The 13235-nt window shown below is 40.1% G+C and carries 11 protein-coding genes; 2 read left to right on the plus strand and 9 right to left on the minus strand.

Going from position 1 to position 13235, the window contains the following annotated elements:
- Positions 1-6: 6 nt before the first annotated feature.
- Positions 7-801, plus strand: a complete 795-nt coding sequence (gene panB, locus OCI93_RS08635; RefSeq protein ID WP_261592003.1) for a 3-methyl-2-oxobutanoate hydroxymethyltransferase — start codon at positions 7-9, stop codon at positions 799-801.
- Complete coding sequence (gene panC, locus OCI93_RS08640) at positions 801-1652, plus strand: pantoate--beta-alanine ligase (RefSeq protein ID WP_261592002.1); 852 nt, start codon at positions 801-803, stop codon at positions 1650-1652. The genes panB and panC overlap by 1 nt, the downstream gene beginning before the upstream one ends.
- Before the next feature lie 576 nt (positions 1653-2228).
- Here panC and OCI93_RS08645 read toward each other — a convergent pair.
- From OCI93_RS08645 to OCI93_RS08685, 9 genes are all read right to left on the minus strand, one after another.
- On the minus strand, positions 2229-3197 hold the full coding sequence (locus tag OCI93_RS08645; RefSeq protein ID WP_261592001.1) for a PstS family phosphate ABC transporter substrate-binding protein: 969 nt from the start codon (positions 3195-3197) through the stop codon (positions 2229-2231).
- Positions 3198-3274: 77 nt separating this feature from the next.
- Positions 3275-4606 (minus strand): phosphate regulon sensor histidine kinase PhoR, encoded by a 1332-nt coding sequence (gene phoR, locus OCI93_RS08650; protein WP_261592000.1) that lies wholly within the window; start codon positions 4604-4606, stop codon positions 3275-3277.
- 38 nt (positions 4607-4644) lie between these two features.
- Positions 4645-5334 carry a phosphate regulon transcriptional regulator PhoB gene (gene phoB / locus OCI93_RS08655; protein WP_070985814.1) on the minus strand — a complete coding sequence of 230 codons (690 nt, stop codon included), beginning with the start codon at positions 5332-5334 and terminating at the stop codon, positions 4645-4647.
- Positions 5335-5512: 178 nt separating this feature from the next.
- Positions 5513-6463, minus strand: coding sequence for a porin (locus tag OCI93_RS08660; RefSeq protein ID WP_261591999.1), 951 nt, complete (start codon positions 6461-6463; stop codon positions 5513-5515).
- A 702-nt stretch (positions 6464-7165) separates the two neighbouring features.
- A complete protein-coding gene (fba, locus tag OCI93_RS08665) occupies positions 7166-8230 on the minus strand; it encodes a class II fructose-bisphosphate aldolase (protein WP_261591998.1) in 1065 nt (354 codons plus the stop codon).
- A 142-nt stretch (positions 8231-8372) separates the two neighbouring features.
- Positions 8373-9551 carry a phosphoglycerate kinase gene (locus tag OCI93_RS08670; RefSeq protein ID WP_261591997.1) on the minus strand — a complete coding sequence of 393 codons (1179 nt, stop codon included), beginning with the start codon at positions 9549-9551 and terminating at the stop codon, positions 8373-8375.
- Positions 9552-9593: 42 nt separating this feature from the next.
- Entirely contained in the window at positions 9594-10607 is a 1014-nt protein-coding gene (epd, locus tag OCI93_RS08675; protein ID WP_261591996.1) for an erythrose-4-phosphate dehydrogenase, read from the minus strand.
- A 107-nt stretch (positions 10608-10714) separates the two neighbouring features.
- Positions 10715-11341 carry a 3'-5' exonuclease gene (locus tag OCI93_RS08680; protein WP_261591995.1) on the minus strand — a complete coding sequence of 209 codons (627 nt, stop codon included), beginning with the start codon at positions 11339-11341 and terminating at the stop codon, positions 10715-10717.
- Entirely contained in the window at positions 11341-13179 is a 1839-nt protein-coding gene (locus OCI93_RS08685; protein ID WP_261626214.1) for a DUF294 nucleotidyltransferase-like domain-containing protein, read from the minus strand. Before OCI93_RS08685 ends, OCI93_RS08680 begins: the two co-directional genes overlap by 1 nt.
- Positions 13180-13235: the final 56 nt, after the last annotated feature.

Genomic DNA, 13235 nt, shown 5'->3' on the forward strand with positions numbered 1-13235 from the left:
ACCGACATGGCTAAAGTAACTGTATCCACATTAGCAAAAATGAAACGAGAACAAAACAAAATCACGGCCCTTACAGCCTATGATGCCAGCTTTGCCAAACTGTTTGACGAAAACGGTGTGGACGTTGTTTTAGTCGGTGACTCTCTTGGTATGGTGCTACAAGGCGCAGATGATACATTGGCAGTGACTAACACGGATATTGCTTATCACACTCGTTGTGTCAGAGCTGGCAGTAAAGAGCTGTTCGTTATCGCCGATATGCCATTTATGACTTATGCTAACCCCACTCAGACGTGTGAAAATGCGGCGCAACTAATGCGCGCCGGTGCTAACATGGTGAAATTAGAAGGCGGTGAATGGCTATTAGATAGCATTCAGGCATTAACTCAGCAAGGCATCCCTGTATGTGGGCACTTAGGATTAACTCCCCAATCAGTTCATGTTTTTGGTGGTTTTAAGATTCAAGGCCGAGGAGATGAACAGGCCAAAAAAATGATTGCTGACGCCAAAGCGCTTGAACAAGCTGGCGCACAATTGTTGGTCGTAGAGTGCATACCATCAAGCCTAGCAAAGCAAATTTCTCAAGCGTTGACGATCCCAGTAATAGGTATCGGTGCAGGTAAAGAAACTGACGGCCAAATCTTAGTCATGCATGATTTAGTTGGCATTTCCGCAGGTTATATTCCGAAGTTTTCAAAAAACTACTTAGCTGAAACAGGCAATATGCCCCAAGCTGTGAAAAAATACTGCCAAGACGTAAAATCAGGTGCTTTTCCAACCTCTGAACATGAGTTTAACTAATGCAGTCAGTATCAGAAATTAAATCTTTACGTAGTCAGATCAAAGCATGGCGAGCACAAGGGCTAAGTGTTGCATTTGTACCAACAATGGGCAACTTACATCATGGTCACTTTTCACTGGTAGAAAAAGCTAAAAACTTAGCAGATAAAGTTGTCGTCAGCATTTTTGTGAACCCGATGCAATTTGGCGCATCGGAAGATTTAGACAGTTACCCAAGAACCTTAAATGAAGATAAACAAGGACTTGCCGAGCTTGGCACTGATCTAGTATTTACACCTAATGTAGAGACTATTTATCCAAATGGTTTAGCCGCACAAAGTTATGTCGATGTACCACAAATATCTCTTGGGTATTGTGGTGGTAAACGCCCAGGACATTTTAAAGGCGTTGCAACTGTGGTTACTAAATTGTTTAATATGGTACAGCCTGATATTGCCTGCTTTGGTGAGAAGGATTACCAACAATTGCAAGTGATCAAAACCATGGTTCGTGATCTTTCTATGCCAATCGAAATTGTAGGTGTACCAACCAAAAGAGAAGCCAATGGTCTAGCTATGAGCTCTCGTAATGGCTATTTAAGTGCCAAAGAGAAAGAAACCGCTAAAGTGCTCTTCCAAGTATTAAACAGTGCTGTCAAAGCGTTACAAACTGGCGATAAAGGTTTTGATGCTATTGAACAGCAAGCTAAGCAAACCCTTGTAAAAAGCGGCTTAAAACCAGATTATTTTAATATTGCTGAGGCAGTAACCTTAAAACCAGCTTGCAACAATGACCAACATCTTGTCATTCTCACTGCAGCCTATTTGGGTCAGGTAAGACTTATCGATAATATGCAACTCACTCTTAGATAAAATAAACATACTACATTAAGTCAATAGCCAGATATTGCGACAGGAAAATGGCTTAGTAACCAGACAACAACTGTGGTGTGTAGCTAGGGTCTGTTGATCTTTGAGGTATGAATTTTGTTCAAATCAAAGGCTTTCATTACGCGAAATGAGTAATGCAGCATAATAATTTATGTCAGTTGCGAATGACAAAGTAGTGGAAGCCTTTGGTTGAACCCTTTGGGCAGCGCCATTCGAGCATTTTTTCTACGTTATCACCTGACTTACATAGAATAACTATGCGACGCAGGTTCTGCCTTGCCAAAATACCCGAATGACTGCTGCAAAAACACACAGCAAAGATCAACAGACCCTAGTCATCTAGCGCTAAAATGATTAGTGTTTTAATAAAATTGGTGTAAGTATTATTGGGGTTGGTATTACTTTGCAACTAACATTACTTACTATCAAAAGTTGAGGTTATTTACTTAATGTAACTGGGATAAGAAGTAATAATCTGAATAAAAAAACGGCTCTTAATATAAGAACCGTTTTTTTGAGCGCATACTATCTCCCTTCCGTAGGCCGATAGATTAAACTTTATAGTAAGCCTAGCTTTTTAAGCTCTGAGCTTGCCATTTTGCCAGATAGAGGCACGTAACCATCTTTTTCTACAATTTTCTGCCCATCTTGAGAAAGTACCATTTTCAAGAACTCAGATTCAATTGGTGATAATGGTTTATTTGGGTGCTTATTCACATAAACGTACAAGAATCGAGATAGCGGGTATTTACCTTGTGCAACATTAGCTAATGTCGCATCAACAAAATTGCTGCCTTTTTTCGCTAGAGGCACTGTACGTACACCTGACGTTTTATAACCAATACCAGAGTAACCAATCGCATTAACAGACGAAGAGATTGACTGTACAACTGATGCTGAGCCTGGTTGCTCATTCACATTATTACGGAAGTCACCTTTACACAGTGCTTTTTTCTTAAAGTAACCATAAGTACCTGATACCGAGTTGCGTCCATAAAGCTGAACATCTTTTACAGCCCAGTCACCCGTTAGCCCTACATCACTCCAACGTGATACTTCTTCTGATGCGCCACATTTACGTGTAGAAGAGAAAATTGCATCAACTTGATCTATACGAAGACCTTCAATAGGGTTATCTTTATGTACAAATACAGCAAGTGCATCAATAGCAACGCGTACTTCAGTTGGCTTATAGCCGTAACGCTTTTCAAATGCTTCGATTTCTTTAGATTTCATTTTACGGCTCATAGGACCGAAATTAGCTGTTGCTTCAGTCAGAGCTGGTGGTGCAGTTGAAGAACCTGCTGCTTGAATTTGAATATTTACATTAGGGTAAATACGCTTATATTCTTCAGCCCAAAAGGTCATCATGTTTGCGAGTGTATCGGAGCCCACAGAAGAGAAGTTACCTGAGATCCCGCTGATTTTATTATATTCTGGTAAAGTTTTATCTAACGCAGAAACTTGTGTTGAAACTAAGGTTGTAACAGCCACACCCATTGCGGCAACTAAGCTTTTAAATTTCATTGGGGTTACTCCAATTGTTCGTCCCATTTAATTAACGCAGACTATTTTGCAGTCATTCAATGACAGAAAAATTACTATTAAGTTACACTTTTATGACTTTTCGTATTTGTCATAAAAGCTTGCTTTGATTTTGTAAAAGTAAATGAAAAAGTAGACCCTTCCCCTAAAGTACTGTTGATCTCAAGTATAGAGTCATGACGTGTAAGTACATGCTTGGTAATGGCTAACCCTAAACCGGAACCGCCAGTTTTACGACTACGAGCTTTATCTACGCGATAAAAGCGCTCGGTCAATCGATGAATGTGCTCTGGTGCAATTCCATCACCATTATCTATCACTGAGAATCTTGGTTGCCCATCGGCATCAACTTGCCAACTCACTGCAACTTGCCCTTCAGGCTTAGTATAATGAATTGCATTAAAGACAAGGTTTGAAAATGCACTACGTAATTCATCTGCAGAGCCAACAATATCTAAAGATTGATCTATATTAAACACCAACTGATGGTGCTTCTCTTGGTTAAGTGATTTAGCTTCTATTTCAATCAGAGAAAGCATTTTAGGAACATTAACAGGCTTATCATTATCTTGTTTACGAGCTCCCTCTATACGAGACAATGATAACAATTGATTGACCAGACTATCCATACGCTTACACTGCTCAATCATGGTGTGATGGGCTTTGTTCCACATACTTGGCGGTGGTAAGTTATCACTGTCTAACATCTCGAGATAACCCGTTACAACCGTCAATGGTGTACGTAGTTCATGAGATACATTGGCAACAAAGTCTTTACGCATTTGTTCTAGTTGCTTCAATCGAGTTATGTCTCGAACCACCATCATTAGCTGCTCAGCATAGGGCATAACCCTAAACTCCAAAACTTGCTCACTCGCGTGACCTGAATCAAGCTCTAGTGGGTCATCAAACTCATGATCATGCATATATCTAGCAAACTTAGGATCGCGGATCAGATTATCTAAGCGCTGTCCATGGTCTGTGGGCCACTGCAAGCCTAATACCTTTAAAGCCAACTGGTTACACCACACAATACTCATATCTTGCTGTAATACAACAACCGCGTCCGGTACTGCCTCAGCCCCTTCACGAAAACGACGAATCAGTTCTGCTAATTCATTACGCTTTTTACGATTACGATGCTGTAAGTGATAAATACCTTCAAATATTTGCTCCCATGCACCCTCTCCCTCTGGCGGATTAAAACTGCGCTGGTTCAACAACCAATCACTTAAACGATAGAGCTGATGGTAATGCCATAATAATAATGAAACAGCCCCAATAAATAACAATACAAAAGGGGCACCGATCAGAATACCAATCAAAGTTAAAGGCAAAAAATACAAAAACAGGCGCTTGAATAACGCCTGTTTATTTATCACTCGGTACATATATGATCGTGTCCTAACACAACAATTACTAACCTATTTTATAACTTGCTAGAAAAACGATAACCTGCACCACGCACAGTTTGTACTAATCTATCATGGCCTAATGGTGCAATAGCTTTACGTAGACGACGGATATGCACATCAACCGTTCTGTCTTCAACATATACATTAGTACCCCATACATGATCTAGCAATTGCTCACGGCTATATACTCTTTCAGGGTGTGTCATAAAGAAATGTAATAAGCGAAATTCAGTTGGACCCATATCTAATTCACTTCCCGCAGAAGTCACACGGTGTGAAATAGGGTCTAGACGCAAGCCATGAACTTCAATAGCTTCTTCTAATGAAGTCGGAGAAACACGACGGATCACCGCTTTGATCCTCGCCATTAACTCTTTTGGAGAAAAAGGTTTTGTAACGTAATCATCAGCGCCTACTTCTAAACCTTTTACTTTATCTTCCTCTTCACCACGTGCAGTTAACATAATGATTGGGATTTGGCGTGTATATTCGCTTTGCTTAAACTTTTTTGCAATCTGAATACCACTTCCGCCTGGTAGCATCCAATCTAGCAATACCATATCTGGATATGGTTCTACCATTGCGGCTATGGCGGAATCATAATCTTCAGCTTCAATAGCTTGAAAACCATTTTGTTCTAAAACAAATACCAGCATTTCTCTGATAGGCGCTTCATCATCAACTACAAGTACTTTACGTGACATCCGAATGTTCTCTTTCATTACCGAAGTTGGTGTCATTATTATGACTTAGTGTGACAGTTTTATGAAATAGTACATCTGATTTTAAAAAGCTGCCAAAAAATTGCGAATTTAATTTTTAACCACAATATTTTGTAGCTTATTGATGTTACAGGATTATTTAAAAAATAAAAACATTTAACTAAAAATCATAACGTAATGTAAGCGCCATGTGTTCCTGTTCTGGACTGTTGTCTAAGTCGAATTGCGAGTACCAAATATACATACGCGCTTGCTTTGAAAGGCTTTTTTCTACACCGACTGACGTTGCATTACCCGAATCCGATAGTTTACCTGACGCACCATCAGAGTCTTGATATTGTGCTAACAATTTATAACTATCAATTTTGTATGAAGCACTCACCATAAAGCTATCCACTTTATCATTAGATGCTATTTTTTCGCTTTGTTGATACATCCCCCCAAGCGTTGCATCACCTATCCTACCTTGAATAGTAACACGATTTATATCTTGCCCAGCTACTTCATTATCGTGCGCAACACTAATATAAATTGGTGTTTTCTTTAATTTACTATCACCATAAATGCCTGCAATAGAAAGCCCTGATTCACCATTTTGCTTACTGTTATCTTCTGCAATATAACTAACTACAAATTTCAAATGATTAAGTACAGGTGTCGTATATTGTATGGTATCTCCTAAGCGATTCTCTCCAGCAAACATCGTTTTAATGTCAGCTTCAAAATCGTTCATCATATCGATTTTACCTTGCGATTTTTTCATCGCTGTATCATCACGGCCAATCAATACTTGTCCGAAACTTCCTTTCAAACCAACATATTGAGATCTAGCGGTTATGTTTTCACCACTTTTGCCATCTTTGTCGTTATCAGCAGGATTAACCTCAAACTCATATTTAAAAAACACTTCTAGCCCATCATTAATTTTTGCATCGCCTTTCATACCAAGACGTGATGCATAACTTTCAATACTCGTTTCACTCTCACTTGCAACATCACTATATTGCACACCAGCATGAACACGGCCATAGACCTTCACAGCTTCTGCATTCGCAAAGCCTGATAAAATTAATAATGAAGAACAAAAAACCGTTAATTTATTTATTTTCATTGTCGCGCAGCCTTATAATATGAAAGATTCAAGTTCTATTCCGTTGAACTCACATGGCCAGAAATACTAGGGCGTGCCCTAGCTACAATATAAAAATTAGTCGCTCCTGATGGGAGATCAAGAAATAATAACGCTCAGGATCAAATTTATACTAACAGAGCGCTCCGGGATCAAAATCTTACTAACCAGGCCGCTATTGAGATCAATATTTTACTTACTTTATGATCTATAAACGCCTTTATAACCATTAAATTAGCTAAAAAACATATAAAAATGGCTCATAATGAGATCTATTGACATTAAGCTGGTAAAAAACTGATCCTAAATAGCGAAATCAGGTAACTTACTGATCTTTAAAAGTGATCCAAGGTAAAATAATGATCCAAAAAAAAGCCTCATAATGAGGCTTTTAATTAGGGGCTATTGATCTTTGCTGTGTGTTTTTGCAGCAGTCATTCGGGGATTTTGGCAAGGCAGAACCTACGTCACATAGTTATTCTATGTCAGCTAGGTGATAACGCTGAAAAAATCTCCGAATGGCGCTGTCCAAAGGGTTCAACCAAAGGCTTCCACTACTTTGTCATTCGCAACTGACATAAACTATTATGCTGCATTGCTCATTTCGCGTATTGAAAGCCTTTGATTTGAACAAAATTCATACCTCAAAGATCAACAGCCCCTAACTAATAGCAGACTTAGTTATTATTTGATCTGAGGATTGAGCTCACCCGATAAATAACGTAAATGCATATCATCTAATGAAATAGGTTTAATTTTACCTGCTTGGCCCGCAGTGCCAAATGCTTCATAACGATCAATACAAATTTCAGTCATTGCTTTTGTGGCTTCAGCTAAAAATTTACGAGGATCGAAATTTGCAGGATTATGTGCAAGATGACGGCGAATAGCACCCGTTGATGCCAAACGTAAATCCGTATCAATATTTACTTTACGCACACCATGTTTGATCCCTTCTACGATCTGCTCAACTGGCACACCATAAGTTTCAGGGATCTCACCACCATACTCATTAATAATAGCCAACCAGTCTTGTGGTACTGATGAAGAGCCATGCATAACTAAATGCGTATTAGGTATACGCGCATGGATATCTTTAATGCGATTAATCGCTAAAATATCACCTGTTGGTGGGCGCGTAAATTTATAGGCACCATGTGAAGTACCACACGCAATAGCCAATGCATCCACACCAGTTTTGCTAACAAAATCAGCCGCTTCTTCAGGGTCCGTTAGCATTTGCTCACGTGATAATTTACCTACTGCGCCAATGCCATCTTCTTCGCCCGCTTCTCCGGTTTCTAAAGACCCAAGTACACCAAGCTCACCTTCCACCGATACACCACAGGCATGAGCCATTTCAACCGTTCGGCGTGTCACATCAACATTATACTCGTAGCTTGAAGGCGTTTTCCCATCATCAAGGAGTGAGCCATCCATCATAACTGACGAGAAACCTAGCTGTATCGAACGCTGACAAACCGCAGGAGAAGTACCGTGATCTTGATGCATAACCACTGGGATGTGAGGCCATTCTTCAATTGCAGCTAAGATCATATGACGTATAAATGGTGCGCCAGCGTAAGCACGTGCACCCGCAGAGCCTTGAACAATTACAGGGCTGCTAGTTTTATCCGCCGCTTCCATAATTGCGCGCATTTGCTCTTGGTTATTTACGTTAAAGGCTGGCACTCCATAACCATGCTCTGCTGCATGATCAAGAAGTTGACGCATACTGATTAAAGCCATTTTGCTTTCTCCAATAGTCGATGGCTTGAGCCATCTTGTTTGAACGGGATAAATTAAATGTGGTCAAAACCACTGTTATTTGTTCACATCTAAGTGAGAGTGACATAAACAAATAAGGCCAGCAAAAGCTGGCCCATAAACATTAAATATTTGCTCTTTTCTCAAGCATAGCTACTGCTGGTAGTTTTTTCCCTTCTAAAAACTCTAAAAAGGCACCACCACCGGTAGAAATATAAGAAATATCATCTGCCACGCCATACTTATCAATCGCAGCTAACGTGTCTCCGCCACCTGCAATTGAAAAAGCGTTTGATTTAGCAATTGCATTCGCAATTGCCTCTGTACCATTGCCAAATTGGTCGAACTCAAAGACGCCAACTGGGCCATTCCAAACTACGGTCCCTGCATGTTCAATAATTTTTGCCAGTGTATTTGCCGTATCTGGACCAATATCAAAGATCATGTCCTCGTCAGTTACTTCACTTACATTCTTGATGGTTGCAACTGCTGTCTCTGAAAATTCTGACCCCACAACCACGTCACTAGGTACTGGAATATCACCATCATTATGACGAGCCGCTTCAGTGAGTTTGGTAGCCTCTGCAATTAAATCTTTTTCATACAAAGACTTACCAACAGGGTAACCTGCCGAAGCAATAAATGTATTGGCAATACCGCCACCAGCAACTAGCTGATCAACCACTTTTGAAAGTGAGTCTAATACGGTGAGTTTGGTCGAGACTTTTGAACCACCTACAATCGCCACTAACGGGCGAGCAGGGTTATCCAGCGCTTTGCCTAAAGCATCTAATTCAGTAGCAAGTAATGGGCCTGCACAAGCTATCGGTGCAAATAAGCCAACACCATGTGTTGATGCTTGAGCACGGTGAGCCGTACCAAACGCATCCATTACATATACATCACATAATGCGGCTAGCTGCTTAGACAAGGTCTCATCATCTTTCTTTTCACCCTTATTAAAGCGTACATTTTCAAAAACAACCACTTCATTATCGGCAACGTCAACACCGCTTAAATAATCAGTCACTAAACGAACATTTTGCTCTAACGCTTGGTTTAAATAATCGACTACTGGCTGCAAAGAGTATTGTGCGTCATATTCACCTTCTGTAGGACGACCTAAATGTGACATCACCATCACTTTAGCGCCCTTTTCAAGGGCCAACTTAATTGTTGGCAAAGACGCCCGAATACGGGCATCGGAGGTCACTTTGCCCTCTTTAACAGGCACATTTAAATCTTCACGAATTAAAACGCGTTTACCACTTAAATCTAAATCTGCCATTTTAATGACTGACATGGACCATCTCCTTTATAAACGATACTTCATTATTCAAATAAATTATTTCGCAGCGAGCATTGCGACCGCGGTGTCAAGCATACGATTGGCAAATCCCCACTCGTTGTCGCACCACACCAACAATTTTACTAGTCGTTTATGACTAACGCGTGTTTGCGTACCATCAATAATACAAGAATGTGGGTCATGATTAAAATCAACCGAGACTAATGGCTCTTCGGTATAACTTAATATGCCTTCTAAACGGCCCGATGCTGCCTTGCTCAGTACCTCATTGACCTTAACCAAATCAACATCTTGGTTCAGCGTCACACTCAGGTCCATCGCTGTCACATTAATAGTAGGAACTCGCACAGCAATTGCCTCAAATCGACTATGAAACTTAGGCAAAATGCGTTCTATTCCACGCGCTAATTTGGTATCTACAGGAATAATTGATTGGCTTGCGGCACGTGTTCGACGCAAATCACTATGATACGCATCAATAACTTGTTGATCATTCATGGAAGCGTGAATGGTCGTTATAGCGCCTGATTCAATGCCAAATGCATCATCCAGTACTTTAATAACCGGCACGATACAATTAGTTGTGCATGAGCCATTAGACACAATGGTGTGTGACGAAGCGAGTTCTTCTTCATTAATGCCATATACGATAGTGGCATCTACATCGGCATCAGCAGGCTGAGAAAAAAGTACCTTTTTTGCACCAGCGTTTAAATGTTTTTGGGCATCTTGGCGAGAATGAAATACACCGGTACACTCTAACACCACATCAACATCTAGCGCTTGCCAAGGTAATAAGCTTGGATCTGCTTCACTAAACAGTTGAATACTATCGCCTGCGACATTTAAATAAGGTGCTTGGTGACTAACGTCAAATGCAAACCGACCATGAGAAGTATCGTACTTTAAAAGGTGGGCAACCCCTTTGGGGTCTGCAAGTTCATTTATCGCTACAATTTGAATGTCGTTCTGACGTCCAGATTCATACAAGGCACGTACAATATTACGACCAATACGACCAAAACCATTAATTGCCAGTTTGATTGTCATTACATTGAAAATCCAGCTAAGTGCAAAAAATTAAAGGAGCACAGCTCCAAAGATGGCGCTATTGTAATCGACCAAGGCTCAATGTGTAAGGGCAATAAGAAGTTTTTTTACATTAAGTCTGCTAATTTAATACGTTTTCCTGCACTTATACTACTCACTTGTGCCAACAATAATTCTGCAGTGGCTAAAGTATCTACCAGTGCATTATGAGTCTGATAGTCGGGCAGCTGATAACGCTTTCGACATGCCGGCAAAGTTAAGCTATCCACAGCAATTGGTTGACCTGTTGACGTTAAACGCCGCTTTTCAATCAACATCGTATCTAAAATTGCTCTGGGCTTGATTTCAACACCAATGACATTACTCGCGTTTTTGATAAATGCCCAATCAAGCACCGCGTTATGGCACACTAACACTTGCCCCTCTACGACTTGCGCTAAACGCAGTATAATGTTTTCTAACTTGTCTCCTTGTTCTAGCATTGTCTCATCGATACCATGATAAATTGGGCTTTGCGCCAATGACTTTACTTCCTTATTCAAATAATATTGCGCAGTGTGTAAGCTTATGTTTAGGCTATCAAAATTTAGCCAAGCGACTGAGACAATTTCACATTTATTAACATCTAACCCGGTAAGCTCTAAATCCATAGCCACATAGTGCAATGCTTTAAAATCGCACTGTTTTAACTTTGCATGCCGATACATTTTTTGTAACCAGTACGGCAAAATCATTACAAACTCCCACGAGCAAATTTAAATGCGCATGCCTGTTGGGCTTGTTTAATTAGATGGAATGCTTCTTTTAATTGATGTTTTTCAAGTGATGTTAAACACTCTGGATTAATACAATTTTCAGGTAACGGTTCACTTTCTAACTGTGTTTTTAAACGCAATTGAGTGAGAAAACGCCAGCAATCTTTTAAGTCATAAATATCTTTTTTACTCAACTGCTGTGAATCAAGCAATGCTTCCAAGCGCTCCTGTGTATTCGCTTTATAAATGCGCGCTTTTAGCGCATATAGCCGCACAATATCATTAATTATCACAACGCCTCTGCGCTTTAAATCCAAAAACTTATGCTGCTGTTGATCTTTTTCTAATTTAAATTGTTGAAACAATCCAAGAGGCACCGAATTGGTATTGATATCGCTCGCCATTGCTGCAAAAAACAAATCATTCTTCACTAACTTGGTAAGTTTTGTCGCAAACTCACTATAAAGAGAGTCTGCACCATCAATAAAACGCATATCAAAATAAATCTTACAATTGAGCATAGCCTTGGGCGTTGGGGCATGTAACCATGTTTCAAAACGCGTAAGCCACTGCGATATTGTCCCTCGACATGCCTCATTGCTGGCCATAATATTACCTGGACATGTACGAATACCACATTGTGCAAGATGCGCACAAACAAACTCTCCCATACCTGCAAAATATCGTTTCTGCTCATCTGTTATTTCATCAAAAAGCAGTAAGCCGTTGTCTTGGTCAGAGTGCAATGTTTGTTCTTCTCTAGCTTGAGAGCCAAAACAGATCCAGCTAAATTTACATGGTGCTGGGCCATGGCGTTGCTGATAAAGCACGATTAAACGTGATGTTAATGCATCACTAAGGCTACTGAGTAACTTACCAAGCAATGACATATCATCAATATTATTAGCAAAGCTTTTTAATAATAATGGGACTTGAGACGCTAATAGCTTTAACTGTGCAACACTTTGTGCTTTATGTATTTTTGCAATTAATTGCACAGGATCACTTTTTTGTTGCCGCAATAAATCAGTACTTGTGAGCATACCCAAAGGCACAAGATGTTCATTTAACACCGGCAAATGATGAATATTGTGCTTAAGCATCAAGTGAAGAGCTGAAAAAACCCGGTTGTGCTCAAATATGTATTTGGGAGACTTCGTCATGATACAAGAAAGAGGTTTTGCTGGGTCTATTGCCTTTGCCAAAACGCGATTTCGTAAGTCTTTATCAGTAACCACACCTAGCAACTTGTTATTATCACTTACAATAACAGAGGATACGCTATGCTCACTCATAGTTTTTGCAGCCTCATAAATACTCGCACAAGGAGGTAAAGTAACAGCACCTTTGTGCATAACTTCACTCACTTTTTTTTCAGACCAGCTATCACGTATTTGCTTATAATGCACAGACAACAATCGATTTGTATGTGCTTTGACAAAGTACTGTTCAAATTGCTTGTACTCAGCGCGCAAAAAATCGAAGTCAGCGGCTTTTAGCACATACACTAAACCTGGGGCGGTTACTCTTAATTGGCTTTTAATCGCTTCCCCTGTTAATAATGATGGATAACCGAAATAATCTCCTTCAGCTAAGCGCATAACAATTTCACCACGTGCACAGAGTAAATCAAAGCTACCAGAGCGCACTAAGTATAAGTTTAACTGAGTATCTCGTAGCCATTGGTGCTGATTATGCTGCGTTAAGTAAATCACTTCTAGGTGAGTAGCAAAGAAGTAACTGGCAGCATCAGGCAACTGGCTAAAAGGCATTTGTTTAACAACAAACTGTTTAACCTCTGCTATTTCTGGGGTCATATGACACTCCTTCAATCATTCGCGTGTGCAGCATAAGATCCTGACACTAAAAACCC

It is taken from the genome of Pseudoalteromonas holothuriae (genome assembly GCF_945859825.1).
GTDB classification, from domain to species: domain Bacteria; phylum Pseudomonadota; class Gammaproteobacteria; order Enterobacterales; family Alteromonadaceae; genus Pseudoalteromonas; species Pseudoalteromonas holothuriae.